The sequence below is a fragment of the Actinokineospora alba genome, from assembly GCF_004362515.1.
GTDB classification, from domain to species: domain Bacteria; phylum Actinomycetota; class Actinomycetes; order Mycobacteriales; family Pseudonocardiaceae; genus Actinokineospora; species Actinokineospora alba.
The window spans coordinates 6,982,239-6,999,059 of sequence record NZ_SNXU01000001.1; the positions used below are offsets into that span (position 1 = coordinate 6,982,239).

Sequence of the window (16,821 nt, forward strand, 5' to 3'; positions counted from 1 at the left end):
ACCGAGGGCTACCGTCGAAACGCGCCGACACCACCCCGACGGAGGAACCCGATGCCCGCCACGCATGAGGTCACCAACCAGGTTCCGCCACTGACCGGCTACGACGTCGCCGACTACCCGGCGCTGCTCGAAGGCCTGCGCCGCGAGGGGGCCGGGTGGGCGGAAGCCGACCTGCGCGCGCTCGGCACGCTCGCGGGCGGCGAGCAGGCGCAGGAGTGGGGCAGGCTGGTCGAGAAGTACCCGCCGGTGCTGCGCACCCACGACCGCTTCGGCCACCGGGTCGACGAGGTCGACTTCCACACGCACTGGCACGACCTGATGACGGTCGCCGTCGAGAACGGGCTGCACGCGGCGCCGTGGCGGGACCGGCGGCCGGGGGCGCATGTGGCCCGCGCGGCGAAGATGTTCGTGTGGGGGCAGACCGATCCCGGGCACTTGTGCCCGATCTCGATGACCTACGCCGCCGTCCCCGCGCTGCGGGTCGAGCCGACGCTGGCCGCGGACTTCGAGCCGCTGCTGACCGCGTCGGTCTACGACTACGGGCTGCGTGAGCCCAGCGGCAAGCGGGGGCTGATCGCGGGCATGTCGATGACGGAGAAGCAGGGCGGCTCCGACGTGCGGGCCAACACGACCCGGGCCACGCCGAACAGCGACGGCACGTACACCGTCGTCGGGCACAAGTGGTTCACCTCGGCGCCGATGTCGGACCTGTTCCTCACCCTCGCCCAGGCGCCCGGCGGGCTGACCTGCTTCCTGCTGCCGCGGGTGCTGCCCGACGGCACCAGGAACGCGCTTCGGTTGCAGCGCCTCAAGGACAAGCTCGGCAACCGCTCCAACGCGTCCTCGGAGATCGAGTACGACAACGCCATCGGGTGGCGGGTCGGCGAGGAGGGGCGTGGGGTGCCGACGATCATCCAGATGGTCAACCTGACCCGCCTGGACTGCGCGGTCGGCTCGGCGTCCGGGATGCGCCAGGGCGTCGCCCAGGCGGTCCACCACGCGACCCACCGAGACGCTTTCGGGGCAAGGCTCATCGAACAGCCGCTGATGGTGAACGTCTTGGCCGACCTCGCGATCGAGGCGGAAGCGGCGACAGTCGTCGGGATGCGGCTCGCGGGAGCGGTCGACCGCGCCATCGCGGGCGACGAACACGAGGCGATGGTCCGCCGGGTCGGGCTGGCCGTGACCAAGTACTGGGTCTGCAAGCGCGCCCCCGCCCACGCGGCGGAAGCCCTGGAGTGCCTGGGCGGCAACGGGTATGTCGAGGAGTCCGGAATGCCCCGGCTCTACCGGGAGTCGCCACTGCCGTCCATCTGGGAGGGTTCCGGCAACGTCGCCGCACTGGATTCGCTGCGTGCCATGGCGAAGCAGCCGGAGTCGGTGGAGGCCTTCTTCGCCGAAGTCGACCTGGCCGCGGGGACCGACGCCCGGCTCGACAACGCGGTCGCCCGGGTCCGCAAGGAACTATCACACTTCGACGACATCCAGTACCGGGCACGGCGAATCGTCGAGTCAATGGCCTTGGTGCTGCAGGGTTCCCTGCTGGTCCGCCACGGACACCCAGCGGTCGCCGACGCCTTCTGCGCTTCACGTCTCGACAGCGATTGGGGCGTCGCTTTCGGCACCCTGCCCACGGGGATCGACACCACCACGATCATCGAGCGCGCGAAGCCACGCGGAGGAGACTTCGATGCCTGAGACCCTGCGCACCGAAACCGAGGCGGGCGTCCGATCGATCATCCTGTCGCGTGCGGCCGAGTACAACACCATCACCTTGGCCCTACGCGACGAACTCGGGGCGGCGATAGACGAAGCCGATGACGACCCGGAAGTCCGCGTGATCCTGCTGCGCGCCGAGGGAGCCGCGTTTTGCGCGGGTTATGGCTTGGACTGGTCGACGGAACTACAGGCAACCGAGGCGACCATGGACCGGGCGTGGGACTCGGTGATGGACATGCGCGAGATGTCAAGGTTCGTCGACACCTACATGAAGCTCTGGTACGCCACCAAACCCACGATTTCGGCGGTACAGGGCTGGTGCATAGCGGGCGGCACGGACATGGTCCTGTGCTCGGACATCATCATTGCCGGCGAGGGAGCCTCCTTCGGCTACCCACCCTCACGGGTGTGGGGCACCCCGACGACCGCGATGTGGGTCTACCGCCTCGGCTTCGAGAAGGCCAAGCGCTACCTCCTGACCGGCGACGAAATCCGGGCGAAAGAGGCGGCGGACATAGGCCTGATCCTCGAATGCGTCCCGGATGACCAGCTGCTGGACCACGCCACCGCACTCGCCGAGCGGATGGCTCAGGTCCCACTCAACCAGCTGCGGATGCTGAAGCTGCTCTGCAACCAGACCGCGGAGAACATGGGCATCAGCTCCACCAGGACACTCGGCACCCTGTTCGACGGCGTGGCAAGGCACACCCAGGAAGGCCGAGACTTCGTGGAACGTTCCGCCACCATCGGAATCCGCGAAGCAGTACGAGAACGCGACAACCCTTTCGGCGATTACGGCTCACGCCCCCGCTGACACATCACCACCACAACGTCACGAAAGCTCGTCACCACCCCCGAGCAAACCTCAAGGGACGTCCCCTTCGTCCGGACGGGCCAGCGGGGATCGGTGGTGTTGTGGGCAGCTTGAGCTAGTAGCCGATGTTTGCCAGCGCGGCCTGGCCGAGTCGGTCTCGCAGCTGGTGCAGGTAAAGGCTTCGCGGTCCGACAGGAGTGCCAAACGAGTCGTACTCCCCGGTCCCGGTCCGTCGATTCGCGCGGCAGCCGATGGCCCAGTTCCGTGCCCCGGGCGGACTGGAAATGATCATCGAGTCGCCCACGCAGTTGTAGTAGACCTGGTACGCGCCAGACCATCCATGCCCGGTCCCCGAGTTCCCCCGGTTGTAGGCGGCCATGCTCTGGGTCCCGCTGCGGCTCTTGTGGACGACGTTGTCGAACAGCGTTCCCACACCCCACCGGTGGTGCGGCCCCAACTCCGATTCCGAGTTCTCCGCCCGGCTATCGAGAAACACGTTGGGTCCAGGGGTGTTCCCGCCGGTCACGAAGTCGTGTCGGCCCGTGCTGGAGTACACCCGCATCACCAGGATGTGCGAAGCCCCCTCTATGTCGAAGGGGTACCGCCGTCCCCCGGTGATCTGCGACTTGTGATCGACGGACGCGCTGTCCTGAACCGTCACGTTGCGCGTCCCCCGCGTGAACACCACTGTCCCCTGGACGAAGTGCGCGGAGGTGATCTCCCTGGCCCAGCCGTCCCGGACCGCGCTGAACGCGAGCATCCGCTCCGCGTGTGCCTCATCGGTCGCCGAGGTGAACGACGACTCCGCCCGCAGGTACTCGACGCCGACGTCGCGGACGCGGCCCGAGAACGTGTACTTGTAGACCGCGCCGCCGCCGAACTGGCTCTGGAACGCCTCCACCATCGGGCCGTCGAAGGTGAGCCGGTTGCCCTCGATCGCCGTGATCCGCCGTTCGTAGTGCATCGTGCGGCTCGCGGGCGTCCACGGACCCTCCAGACAGGTCGAGCCGCTCACGTCGGCCGTGTCGTAGGCGGTTCCCTTGCCGGTGCAGGAATCCATGCCCACCGAGTCGATCCACTCCTGGTCGGGGGTGCGGGCCACCACGACCTCGTCACCGACCCGGAAGCCCGACGCGTCCGTCACGGTCAGGGACTTCGCGCCGACCGGGACGTAGCTGTCCGAAATGGACTTCCGAGTGCCTGACACCTCGCTGATCGATCCGCTGCCCGCCGCCGTGATCAGGGTTCGCGGCGAAGTCCCGGTCGCCCTGATCACCGTGCTCTGCCCGGCCCCACGCAGCACGACACCGGACGCGCGGATGGCCAACGTCCCCGACACGGGGTAGACGCCCGCGACGAGTTGGACCGCACCCCGGAAGCCGTTGGCGTCCAAGGGAAGCGCGCTGACCGCGTCGATCGCCGCCTGGATGGAGGCACCCGCGTCACCGGAGGTCGGCGGCTGCACGGTCCGCCGCGCGGCCACGACCGGAAGCGCGACACCGCCGCCGCGGTAGCCCACGGTGGAGAAGTCGGCGATCCGGTCGCCGTTGCCGTACGCGGGTGTGACGAGCCTGCCGTCCGCGCCGACGAACAGCCGCTGACTCTGCGCGGCGGCCACGTGGATCTCCGCTTCGGTCATCGAGTTCCACGCGTTCACCGAGTTGCCGTGCCCGAGGTAGCGCACGTAGCGCGCGGAGACATCGGTGAAGTCGAAGGTCTCCAGGCCCAGCCCGGTCCCACTTCCCCGACCTGAACGCACCGTGGTCCACGATGAGCCGTCGACCGAGGTCTGCACGTCGAAGATGGCCGAGCGCTGGTCCCCGGCGAAGAACGCGAAGCGCACCGACCCGACCGTGTGCGTGGCCGAGAGGTCGAAGGTGATCGACTGCCCGTCGCCGCTCGCCGACCATCTGGTGCCGGGATTGTGATCAAGGGTGTTTCGCGGCGGATTGCCGTCGTCGGCGCTGGCGGTCACCGATTTCACCGACGCCGCCACATAGGCGACAGCGGCCTCGGCGGACACCGGCGCCAGGGTTCCGATGACAAGCGCGCCGATGACGGACAGACTGAGCACTCTCATCGCGGCCTCGCAGGTAGACGCGGTCTGGTCACGGCAACGTAACGACACCGACCGATAGCTGACAAGGTTTCACGTTGGCCGGTTATTTACCGCTTTTCGATCAGTCGGCGATTGGTCCACCACATTCGCCGCGATTCCCGAGAAACGAATCGGCGACCAGGAGAAACGCGCGCCGAGGCAGACCAATCCGGCAGTGAGAGGTCTTCGGTGACGCTCGGCCCATTCCGCTCCGGCCCTACACAGTCCAACCTGGACCGGTGACGACCACCGCGCGCCTGTTCACCCCGGCCTTCGTGCTGCTCGGCATCGCCGACCTGGGCTACTTCACCGCCGTCGGCGTGGCCATCTACACGTTGCCGCTCTACGTCACCGGACCGGTCGGGTCGGACACCGCGGGCGCAGGCCTCGCGTTCGGGGCGTTCGCCGTCTCCTCGCTCATCCTGCGTCCGTTCGCCGGGCGCCTTTCCGACCGGATCGGCAGGCGGGTGCCGCTCGTCGGCGGGGCCCTGTTGGCCGCGATCGCGCTGGCGCTCACACCGCTGGTCGACTCCCTGCCGATGGTCGTGGCGCTGCGCCTGCTACTCGGGGTCGCCGAGGCCGCGTTCGTCGTGGCGGGCTTCGCCGCGCTGGCCGACCTGGCGCCGCCGAGCCGGATGGGCGAGGCGATCAGCTACAACTCGCTGGGCCTCTATCTGGGTCTCGCGCTCGGTCCCCCGCTGGGCGAACTCCTGTTGGAGCACGGGAATTTCACGGTCGCCTGGATGGGCGCGGCGGTAGTCGTGGGGCTGAGTGCGCTCGTCGTTCTCGGCATCGGCGAGACGCGCGCACCGACCGAGCCTGACAGCGGACCCGTGCACCTCATCCACCGCAGCGCACTCGCCCCCGGCATCGGTTTCTGCACCTCCGTCATCGCGATGAGCGGCTTCCTCGCGTTCGTCTCGCTGCACGCGGTCGAGGTCGGACTGGCGGCCACCAGCCTGCCCCTGTTCGTCTACGGCGCGGTCGTCGTGGTCTGCCGGGTCGTGTTCGCCAAGGTGCCGGACCGGCTGCCCTCGCTGCGGCTCGCGGCGGCCGCACTGGTCGTCGTCGCGGCGGGCTTGTCGACCATGGCGCTCTCGACGACGCCGGTCGGCCTCATCACCGGCGCGGCGCTGATGGCCTTGGGCATCACGTTCAGCACCCCAGCCTTCTTCTCTGCGATCTTCGCGACCGCCGGACCAGGTGATCGGGGAGCCGCGGCGGGCACCGCGAGCGCGTTCCTCGACCTCGGACTCGGCGGCGGCCCGATCCTGCTCGGGCTCGTGGCCCGTTCGGCGGGCATCCCGTGGGCTTTCGGTGTCGCGGCGGGCGTCGCGCTGCTGGGGTGCGCGTGGACAGTCACGCTCCTACGACACAAAGCGACGAAGCCGACCCAGGTATAGCCCATTCGGGTGAATGACACCGGCTGAACAGCCCCTCCGTAACGGGCTCCTCCAAGCGGGCGACTACCGGCTTGGTGACTTGGTGCCGAATCGGGTCACTGCGCGGGAGCCGAATTACCAACTTTGACAGCAGGCGTCGGGGGACGCTGTCGTCGAGGGGCGGTCTGGCCATGCTGGTCACCAAGAAGACTCGTCGATCCACCGGACGGCGGGCCACCGCCGCGCTGACCAGCGTCGCACTGGCCCTCTTCGGGCTGTTCGCGACGCCACCGGTCGCGACCGCGCAGGAAGCGCACGTGACCAAGCTGGTCAACGGGATCAGCGCGTTCGCCGACTTCAGCAAAGCGCTGAAGACCGTGGGCAAGTTCGGCGAGGCGCTGCCGGTCGTCGGCGTGAGCCCCGGTGCGGCACTGGGTCTCGACGACCTCATCGCCGAGACCGTGCACAAACCCCTCAAGGACAAGGAAACCTTCGCCGACCTCGCGGGCACGTACCCGCTCGGGGGCGGGCGGCCCGGCACCCTGACGGTCACGACCAGCGACGTCGCGGGCGTCAAGCGGGTCGACGCGACCCTGCACCTGACGACCGTCGCCGACAAGCAGCCGATCAGCGTCGCCAGCGCGAGCCCCGAGGTCACCGTCTCGACCTCCGGCGCGGTGGACGTCACCTTCACCCTCGACGCGACCCTGCACTTCGCCTACGACGCCCCCCGCGACTGGTTCTACGTGGTCAAGGACGGCGCGTCGCCGAAGTTCACCGTGGGCGCGAAGGGGGCGTTCGACCCCGTCGAGCTGCCCACCGCCGGGTTCGGCATCCTCGGCGTCGACCTGAACAAGGCCGCGTCCCACATCACCGTCGAAGCCAACATGACGGTCTCCGCCGACGACCCGGACGGCGACGGCAGGCTCGCGCTGAGCCCGCCCACCGTCGGCACCGGCACGGCGGAACTGGCCACCGCGGGCGCGGCGGCCGGGCTGTTCCACATCGGACTCGCCGCCCCGGCGGGCAAGGTCGACGTGGCCCTCGCCTTCACCGCGCAGCCGCTCGCGGGCACCGCCGTCGGCGGCATCAGCGGCACCGTGAACGTGCTGTGGCCCGACATCGCCACCGGCTCCCCCACCGTGAGCGTCACCGGCCCGGACCTGGCGCAGCTGACCCGGTTCACCACGCTGAGCCCGCGCGACCTGGTCGAGGGCCTGAGCCACCTGGCGAGTTCGATCGAGGCCATCCAGCGCGCCCAGTGGGGCGACGCCGCGAAGCCGATCGGCAACGTGAACCTGCCCTTCATGCGTGGCACCTTGGCCGACGCGGTCAAGGCGAGCGGCGTGCTGGCGAGCTTCGTCGAAGCCAACGTGTTCAAGCCCGAGGAGGACAAGGCCAAGGCGGGCCTGCCGAAGTTCACCTCCGTGCAGGAGATGTTCAAGCTGCTCAACGTCGGGCCGATCACGGTGACCGGGGTGGCGTTCCACGACACCACCAAGAAGCTCGAGTTCACCCTGACCATGAAGCAGGACGCGCCCACCGACCCGGCGCAGCTCAACGCGCAGTCCGCGCTCACCTCCGGACAGGGCTCGAACGTCTCCTACGAGGCGAACAAGCTCAAGCACCTCAACAAGGGCAAGGACTGGGCGGTCGACTTCTTCAAGGGCCGCATCGTCTCCGCGGGCACGTCCCAGGGCGTGGTGAAGTCCAACACCGTCGACGAGCTCACGCTCGAAGAGGCCTGGATCGGCGGCACGCCCGCACCGGGCGCGGCCTACAAGATCACCTCACCGGACCCGATGATCGGCCAGGTCTCCTTCGGCGATCTCTTCAGCGGCAAGGGTTTGCGCGACGCCAACGCGCTCACCGCGAAGGCCACGGTGAAGCCGAGCTACGAGGCCAAGGCCACGCTGGTCCTCGACCTGCGCGACCCGATCAAGGGCGACGCCTGCAAGCCGCTCGACCCCGACGCGGCCGCGGGCGGCTGCCCGTTCGCCGACAAGAACCCCGACGGCACCACGACCCTGGTGTCGAGCCTGCCCCGCACGCCGGACCGGTTCCTGCTGCGCACCGGCGGAGACCTGCTCAAGGCCGACGCCCCGGTCGACACCGCGATCGACGTCAACGGCAGCGTCGGCTACCTCAAGGTGCACCTGTCCGGCGAGCTGAAGCTGTCCAAGAAGGACGGTTCGGCGAACATGCTCACGGTGGGCCTGAAGAAGGTCGGCGACGCCGACGGCGACCTGCCGCTGTCGCAGGTCTTCCCGAAGCTCGTCGACGACCTGTCCACCCCGGCCAAGGAGCCGGAGAACCTGCTCACGATCGCCGTCGGCGGCAAGGCGAGCGCCACGGTCTCGCTCGACGTCCCCGGCATCACCGACTTCTTCGGCGGCCCGGTCAGCGTCGGCATCACCATGCCCGACATCACCGACCCGGCGACCGTGCAGTTCACCGGCCTCGACGCGCTCGACAAGGCCAAGGCGTTCGACTTCGACCCGAACAACCCGCGCGCCATGTTCGGCCAGATCATCAAGGCGCTGCAGGTCCTCAACAGCTCACTGAAGGTCGTCGACGGCGACGGCGCGGTGAAGTCCGCGCTGACCACGCCGCTGCCGATCGTCGGCAAGTCGCTCTCGGACCTGCTGGGCAGCGCCGAGACCGGCGGCGGTCCCACCGTCTCCTACAGCAACGAGACCTTCAACGGCACCACCCTCGGCGTCATCACCGACACCAGCCGCGAGGGCGCCACCGCGTTCACCGACGACCTCGAAGGCCGGGCCGTGCTCGTCGGCACCCAGCCCATGATCGTGGCGCTCGCCGACACCGGCAACAAGCGCCTGCTGCTCACCCAGCCGTGGGCAACGGCACCCGCGAAGGGCACCGCGTACACCTTCCGCAGCCCGCTGGAGGACGCGGTCGACAAGCTGACCGCCGCTCCCCCGGACTACCTGCAGGACCTCGTCACCGTGCTGAACGACGCGCTGCCCGAGGGCAGCGGGATCTCCTTCGCCTACAAGGTTGTCGGCACCACGCCGTCGATCGTGCTCAACGTCGACATGAAGCGGAAGGTCGCGACTTCGCAGCCGGTCCGGTTCTCCTTCACCGACAACCTGGGCACCGGCCGGTCGCTGGTCGCCGCCGAGGGTGAAGCGACCGCGAACCTGGCGCTCACCGGCTCCACCAAGATCGGCTTCGTGCTTCCGCTGGCCGCGGGCGCGGGCCCGGCCGACGCCGCCGGGCTGTCCGTGCTACCGGATTCCACTGTGGACCTCACCGCGGACGGCGGGATCACCGGGGTGGTCAAGTCCTCGATCGGCCCGCTGTCCATCGCGCTCGGCAACCCCGCCGGGCCCGAGCGGGCGGTCGCCAAGGCGCACTACAACGCCCACCTCGGCTACGGACCCGGTGGCACCACACCGGTCCCGCTGTCGGACTTCGTGAAGAACGTGTCGCTGACCCTCAACGGCGACAACAAGCCGGTCACCTGCGCGGGCGACCCGGCGGCCGGGACCGACCTCGCGTTGTGCGCGGTCATGCCGGTCTACGTCAGCGCGAACAACGTCAACTGGAACAAGCTGTCCGCGCCCTCCGACTCGTTCATCGTGCGCCTGCCGCGCACCGGGAACCTGGCCGACGCCTTCGCGTTCACCCCCGACCTGCCGGGCGGAGTCAAGCGCTTCGACATGCCCTCCAATCTCGCAGAGGAGATCGCCAAGGCGTTGCTGGACTTCTCCCAGTTCGGCGACGGCATGGAGAAATACCTGGCGATGATCGAGGCGGCCCTGCGGCTGGCCGCGTTCGACGGCAAGCTGCCGCTGGTCGGCGACGACATCCAGCAGGGAGCCGACGAGTTCGGCAAGCTGCGCGCCAAGATCCAGGAGGCGATGAAGCAGATTCCGGGCGGTGGTCGGGTCGCCAACACCACCGAACTGACCAACTGGGTCAACAACCACCTCAAGCCCGCCGTCGGTGACACGCTCACGGTCGGGTTCAAGTGTGAGGCGGTACTGCAGCCCGCGACCTCGCCGACCGCGTCGGCGCAGGGCACCAAGGGCACCACCAAGTACCGCTACGGCGTCGTGGCCACCGCACAGGGCCAGGACGCGCCACCGGCACTGATCGAGGTGCTCGACGGCAACGCCACCATCAGCGACTCGAACTTCAACCGGCTCACGTGGGTGAAGTCGCAGTACGCGACCGGATACAAGATCATCCGACTGGCCGACTTCAACAACCCGGCCAGCTGGAAGGTCGTCGCCGAACTGGGCAAGGACGCGACCAGCCACGACGACAAGGTCGTCACCCCGGCGGGTGCGAACTACGTGCCCGCGACGACCAACCCGAAGCTGGCCGACTGCCCGGACGGCGCCGCGCTGCAGGACATCACGGGCGCCACCTTCACCTTCGACGTGTGCGCGAACAAGATCGTGCCTGGCGACCCGTGCACCAAGGAACTGCCTGGCCTGAGCAGGCCGCTGGACATCGGCATCCCTGGCCTGTCCCTGCGTGAGGCCGCCGACCCGGGCAAGCGCACCGGGGTCACCGCGAACCTGGCCTACCGGCTGCACGTCAAGGTCGGCGTGGACAAGGCCAGCGGCTTCTTCGTCGCCACCCAGGACGCGACGCTGCCCGAACTGGGCGTGAAGCTCAGCTTCACCCTGCCTGAGGCGATGAAGGCGCAACTGGCCTTCCTGGAAGTCGACGTCAAGCAGCACCCCGGCGGCGTGACGGACCTGTTCACCGGGACGTTCTTCGTCGACCTGCACAAGAAGGGCGGCCCGAGCTGCGTCAAGGGCTGCCCGGGAACCAACGACGACCGCATCGCCCTGGCCGACCTCGCCGACCTCGACGCGGTCACCGACGTCTCGCTCGCGGCCAAGGTCGGCATCGACTGGGACTTCAAGGTCAGTGCCGACTCCGCCCTGCCCGGCATCTCCGGCTGGTTCCACCTGGACTGGGAATGGAAGCTGGGGCAGAAACCCGGCGAGGGCACACCGAACATCGCGTTCAAGAAGGTCACGCTGAACGCGGGCGATTTCCTCGGCTCGGTCCTCAAGCCGATCGCGGAGAAGATCGCGCTGTTCACCAAGCCGATCCAGCCGGTGATCGACCAGCTCTACGCCCCGATCCCGGTGCTGTCGGACCTCTCACGTGCCGTCGGCGGCGGTGACGTCAACCTGGTCACCATCGCCAAGTCGTTCAGCACGATCGCGGGCGGGCCGGACCTCGAGTTCGTCGACCGGATCCTGCAGACGATCCAGTTGGTGAACAAGCTCGCCCAGAGCGGCGGCGACGTCGAGATCGGCGACTTCACCGTCAACGGGGAAGCAGCCAAGACGACGGTGAACTCCCCGGACAACGCCGCCTCGCTCATCAGCGGCAGCACGCCCGTACCCGGTGATCTGGCAAGCCGGATCGACCTGGCGGGCAGCGGCGAGGACGTGCTCGGCGCGGACAAGGCGGGCGGCAAGGCGGGCTTCAGCTTCCCGGTCCTCAGCGACCCCACGAAGCTGTTCGGCCTGATCATGGGCCAGGACGTTGACCTGATCAAGTTCGACTCCGGCCCGCTGCGCCTGGCGTTCTCCTACAGCCAGTCCTTCGGCCCGGTCTACGCCCCGCCGCCGGTGCTGGTGAACATCTCCGGCAGCGCGTCGGTGGAGGCGCGGTTCCGCGCGGGCTTCGACACCTATGGCATCCGCAAGGCCGTGGAGGCGGTGCAGGCGGGCCGGGACATCCCGGTGACGATCCTCGACTCCATCTACCTGGAGACCGTCGACGACGCGGGCAAGCCGCTGCCGGTGGTCACCTTCCGCGGTGAGCTGGCCGCGGGCGCCGCGGTGAGCGTCGTGCTCATCGAGGTGGGCATCAAGGGCGGTGTGGCGCTGACCATCAGCCTGAGCTGGGCGGACCCGAACAACGACGGCAAGTTCCGGTTCTTCGAGTTCTCCAAGCTGGCACTGCAGAACCCGATGTGTCTGTTCAACATGGACGGACGGCTGAGCCTGTTCCTGAAGGTCTACATCACCCTCGGGTTCTCCCCGTTCAGCGTGTCGTTCGACTTCACCCTGGCCGACATCACCTTGCTCGACTTCTCGGTGAAACCGAACTGCACACCGCCACCACCGAACCTGGCCGATCCAAGCGGCACGACGCTGCTCCTCAATGTCGGCAGTCGGACGTCCGAACGTGGCGACGCCGCGTGGAAGGACCGCACGGCCGAGGAGAAGTGGACGGTCACCCAGCTGGTCAACAAGGACGGGTCGTTCCGGGGCTTCGCGGTGAGCGCGCTCGGATTCCGCGAGGAACACCTCGACCCCAACCTGACCAAGGTGTCCGGCAACGCCACGGGCGACACCGGGAAGCGGATCTTCGTCTTCCAGGGTGACGCCGACAAGAGCGAGGCGGGCCAGGACAAGGCCGCCGAGGCCAAGCCGTTCGACAAGGAAGTCGAACTCACCGGCGGCAGCGGCGACGACTCGGTCAAGACCAGCATCGGCAAGGCCACCATCAACGGCGGCCCGGGCAAGGACCAGATCACCACCGGCGACGTGCACAGCGCGTTCGGCGGCAAGGGATCGGTGACGGTCAACGGTGACGGCGAGGACGACACGATCACCGTCGGCGGCGCGGGCAACACGGTCAACGGCGGCGGCGGCATCGACCGCATCGCCGTGGGCCTCGGCGAGAACACCGTCAACGGTGGCGACGGCGACGACGTCATCGGTGTGGGCGCCGACAGCCCGCTGGCCGCGAACAACCCGGGCAAGTCGCAGTACGTGGCGCAGAAGAACATCATCATCGGCGGCCACGGCAGCGACCGGATCTCCGGCGGCTCGGGCGGCGACGTCATCTACACCGGGCAGAAGCTCGGCGTACCCGCCGACGACACCGGCGTGGACGAACCGGGTCACCCGGACAAGACGGTCGTCGAAGGCAAGATCGTCGACGCGACCAACACCGTCAACACCGGCACGGGGTCGGACACCGTGTTCGGCAGCCAGGGCTTCGACTTCGTCACCGGCGGGTCGCTGCTCAGCCAGGTCGACGACATCCGCGGTGGCGGCAACAAGGACGTCCTCACCGGCGGTTTCGGCAAGGACAAGGTCTACGGCGGACCCGGTGACGACTACGTCATCGCCGAGCCGTCCGATGTCGGCGCCGAGACCAGCACCGGTGTGTTCGGGCCGGAGCGGTCGGTCAACCACCGGACGCTGCCCGCGAACGTGGCTCCGCAGTCGAAGCTGCTGGTCGGCGGCTACGGCAACGACCACGTGATCGGCGGCGACGGCGGAGCCGAGATGTTCGGCGACAAGCACGCGAACCCGTGCGCGCCACCGAGCAACGACCCGGAGTCCAAGCCACCGGCGGAGCCGGAGGACAGCCAGGACGGCCGTGACCTGATGACCGGCGGCGCCGGTGTCGAGACGGCCGCGGCGGGTGGCAAGGCCGACCAGGTCGACCTGCGGTCCAACGCCGACCTCGGCTGCGGGCAGCGCGACGACGACGTGATCGCGGGCGGCAACGACAACGACAAGCTGTACGGCGGGCACGGAAAGGACACCGCCTACGGCGACTCGGGCAGCGACTCGGTCTACGGCAACGATGACGACGACTCCCTCTATGGCGGCACGCAGAACGACTTCATCGAGGGCAACAACGGCTCCGACCACGCCTTCGGCGGCGGCGGTTCCGATGTGGTCGTCGGCGGCACCCGCAAGGCCGGTGAGCCCGACAGCGGTGGCGACCACCTCTACGGTGACGCCGAGAACGACCTGCTCATCGGCGACAACGGCAGCGGCGACGCGGTCGCGGGCACCGGCGGGCCGTTCGACCTCGACGGCGCCAACGCGGCGGCCGGTGGTCCGGACTTCATCTTCGGCGGCGACGCCGACGACCGGGGCTTCGGCGGCCTGGCGCACGACGAGGTGTCCGGCGGGGCGAACAACGACTACCTGGAAGGCAACAACGCCGACGACGTCATCCACGGCGACGGCGGCGAGGACCGGGTGGTCGGCGGCAGCGCCGAAGTGGCGTCCACTGTGGACAACCACAAGGTGGGCAGGCCGGACGTCGGCGACAAGCTCTTCGGTGACGGCGGTCCCGACCTGATCACCGGTGACAACGCGGTCCTGTCCCTTGTGGACGGAACGCAGGCGTCGCCGATCACGCTGGGCAGGCAGTTCGCCAAGGCGCACAAGGTCGAGCTGCTCGACCTCGGCTACGCGCCGACCGCCGGCACCTCCGGCGGCGACGTGATCAACGGCGGCGGCGACCAGGACGTGATCTCCGGCCAGGGCGGCGAAGACGCGATCGCGGGCGACGACGCTGACGACTACGCCGAGGGCGGACCGGCGCGCGACACAATCTCGGGCAACGGCGGCCAGGACGACCTGGTCGGCGGCAGCTCGACGGAGGAGGCGCCGGGCGTCGGACAACCGGACGTCGGCGACCTGATCCACGGCAACGCGGAACAGGACTTGGCTTTGGGTGACAACGGTTCACTGGTCCGCTTCGGGCCGCCGAGCAGGCTCACCCAGGAACGCGGGATGACCGGCCGGGCGATCGTGCTCCTGGACCTCGGCCTCACCCCGCACGCCGACTCCTCCGGCGGTGACGAGGTCTTCGGCGACGACGGCACCGACGTCCTGCTCGGGCAGGGCGGTCCGGACCGGCTCCAGGGCAACGCCCACGACGACTATGTCGAGGGCAACCAGGGGGTCGACTGGATCGAGGGCGACAGCGGCAACGACGACCTCGTCGGCGGCAGCAGCACTCCGCTCTCAGGTTCCGGTGCCACGACCTCCGGTCAGCAGGACGCCGCGGACGCTCTCTACGGCGGCCCCGGTGACGACATCGGCATCGGCGACAACGGTGTCGTGCTGCGGCCCGCGGCCGGTGAGGTCCCGACCAGGGCGACCCAGCGGCTGGCCACGGCGGGCGGCAACCCGATCACCGGGCGGATCATCCAGCGCTACGACCTGGACAACGGCGGCGTGCTCAACGCGCCCGCAGGCGACCGGTTCGGCGACGACCGGGTGTCCGGTGGGTCCGGTGTGGACGTGCTGTGGGGCCAGGACGGCGGGGACTTCCTCTCCGGCGGCGGCCAGGCCGACTACCTGGAAGGCAACGGCGGCAACGACATGCTGCGCGGCGACCGGATGCTGTCCGAGCCGTCGACCGAGACCACCTCGGTGCCGTTGACCGACCCGGGCTGGCCGGGAGCGGCGAGCGCGGTCGACGAGCTGGAAGGCACCGACACGACGTCCGGCCAGGACGACATGGTCGGCGGCAGCGCGGCGGTCGGGTTCCGCGACGGCGGCGACGCCTTCGAGGGCAACGGTTCCGACGACGTGCAGCTCGGCGACAACGGCACGCTGGTCCGCACCATGCAGGGCCAAGCCGGTGCCATGTCGGAGAAGGTCTACGCCGAGCGGTACGCCACGGGTCAGGTGCCCGCGGACGCGACGGTGTCGCGCACGCACGATCCTGAGCTGCCGGGTCCGTCGACCAGGTTCTGCACGACCGCCCAGGCGACGTGTGAACCGGTGGGCGCCTTCGGCAACGACACCATGTTCGGCAACGACGGCGACGACGGGATGTGGGGTCAGGACGGCGACGACACCATGACCGGGTCGGCGGACGACGACGACATGTACGGCGAACTCGGCAACGACACCATGTTCGGCAACGACGGTCGGGACGCGATGCTCGGCGACCGCGGCGGTGTGGTCAACGAGTTCCTCAACGCCGACGACGTGGCCGCCGACAGCTTCACGATCTCGATGAACTCGGTGCCGCAGGAGAACTACACCGGGTTCCGGGCGGGTGCGTACGACCGCAGGGTCGACCTGCTCCACGATGTCGACGGCGACGTGTTCATCGGCGGTCCGAGCGACCCGGCCATGCCGCACAACGGCATCGCCGAAGGTGGCGACGACCGGATCCGCGGCGGCCTGGGTGACGACAACATCCACGCGGGCTTCGGCGACGACCTGGCCAACGGCGACAGCGGCGGCGACGAGGTCTTCGGCGGCGACGGCGCGGACGTCCTGTGGGGCGGCAAGGGCTGCGACCCCGTGGTCAACGCCGCGACACCGGACTGCCTCGTGAACGGTGTGTTCAACGCCGATTCGCGTGGCACGAACGACCGGTTCATCGACCACGTCTTCGGCGGCGTCGGCGGCACCTCGCAGGCGTCCCTGCAAGGAGCGGTCGGCTCGGACGTCCTCGACTTCAACCCGCGCGGCGCCTACCCGGGCAACTGCGCGGCGGGCCCCTGGCCCCAGACTCTCGGCTCCGGCGCGATCGACCCGTGCCGCTGGTTCGAGATGACGGAGAAGGTCAACGACGACCCGAACAACCTGGTGACACTGGCCGACAACCAGCACCACCAGGGCACCGACTGGCAGTACGGCGGCTGGGACCGCGACGTCCTGCAGGGCGACGTGGCGGGCAACGGCCCGAACCCGGGCGACCGGCTGATGGACTGGTCGGGCGCGTACAACCTCTACACCCACTGCAACGCGGCCTATGGCGGGTACAACGACGTCCGCCAGTTCAGCCCGGAGATGCAGAACTTCCTGCAGAAGATCGCATGGGGCACGGGTGCGGGCCAGACGGTGTCGGACGCGGTGACCCCGGGAACGTCGGCGTTCCGGGAACTGGCGCTGGTGTATCCGGCGGACTTGAAGGTGCACGGCAACGGCAAGGCCTACCCGACCACGCCGGGCCACTTCGATTCACCGGTCTCCTGCGTCGACTGACAACCGGAACCACGAACCGCCCCACTCGCGAGGTGGGGCGGT

The 16,821-nt window shown here is 69.1% G+C and carries 5 protein-coding genes; 4 read left to right on the forward strand and 1 reads right to left on the reverse strand.

The window, feature by feature from the left end:
- The first annotated feature begins 51 nt into the window (after positions 1 to 51).
- Complete coding sequence (locus C8E96_RS31470; RefSeq protein WP_091381113.1) at positions 52 to 1,698, forward strand: acyl-CoA dehydrogenase family protein; 1,647 nt, start codon at positions 52 to 54, stop codon at positions 1,696 to 1,698.
- The gene (locus tag C8E96_RS31475) at positions 1,691 to 2,533 is read left to right on the forward strand and encodes a crotonase/enoyl-CoA hydratase family protein (RefSeq protein WP_091381115.1); all 843 of its coding nucleotides are present in this window, start codon (positions 1,691 to 1,693) and stop codon (positions 2,531 to 2,533) included. Before C8E96_RS31470 ends, C8E96_RS31475 begins: the two co-directional genes overlap by 8 nt.
- 115 nt (positions 2,534 to 2,648) lie before the next feature.
- On the opposite strand, the gene C8E96_RS31480 is transcribed toward C8E96_RS31475, so the two are convergent.
- Complete coding sequence (locus C8E96_RS31480; protein ID WP_091381118.1) at positions 2,649 to 4,613, reverse strand: discoidin domain-containing protein; 1,965 nt, start codon at positions 4,611 to 4,613, stop codon at positions 2,649 to 2,651.
- A gap of 257 nt (positions 4,614 to 4,870) precedes the next feature.
- On the opposite strand from C8E96_RS31480, the gene C8E96_RS31485 reads away from it, so the two are divergent.
- Positions 4,871 to 6,034, forward strand: a complete 1,164-nt coding sequence (locus C8E96_RS31485; protein ID WP_166658184.1) for an MFS transporter — start codon at positions 4,871 to 4,873, stop codon at positions 6,032 to 6,034.
- 170 nt (positions 6,035 to 6,204) lie between these two features.
- The gene (locus C8E96_RS31490) at positions 6,205 to 16,779 is read left to right on the forward strand and encodes a calcium-binding protein (protein WP_091381122.1); all 10,575 of its coding nucleotides are present in this window, start codon (positions 6,205 to 6,207) and stop codon (positions 16,777 to 16,779) included.
- Positions 16,780 to 16,821 lie beyond the last annotated feature (42 nt).

Coding starts and splice junctions, on each gene's coding strand:
- C8E96_RS31470 (WP_091381113.1), top strand. CDS start 52: ATGCCCGCCACGCATGAGGTCACCAACCAGGTTCCGCCACTGACCGGC.
- C8E96_RS31475 (WP_091381115.1), top strand. CDS start 1,691: ATGCCTGAGACCCTGCGCACCGAAACCGAGGCGGGCGTCCGATCGATC.
- C8E96_RS31480 (WP_091381118.1), bottom strand. CDS start 4,613: ATGAGAGTGCTCAGTCTGTCCGTCATCGGCGCGCTTGTCATCGGAACC.
- C8E96_RS31490 (WP_091381122.1), top strand. CDS start 6,205: ATGCTGGTCACCAAGAAGACTCGTCGATCCACCGGACGGCGGGCCACC.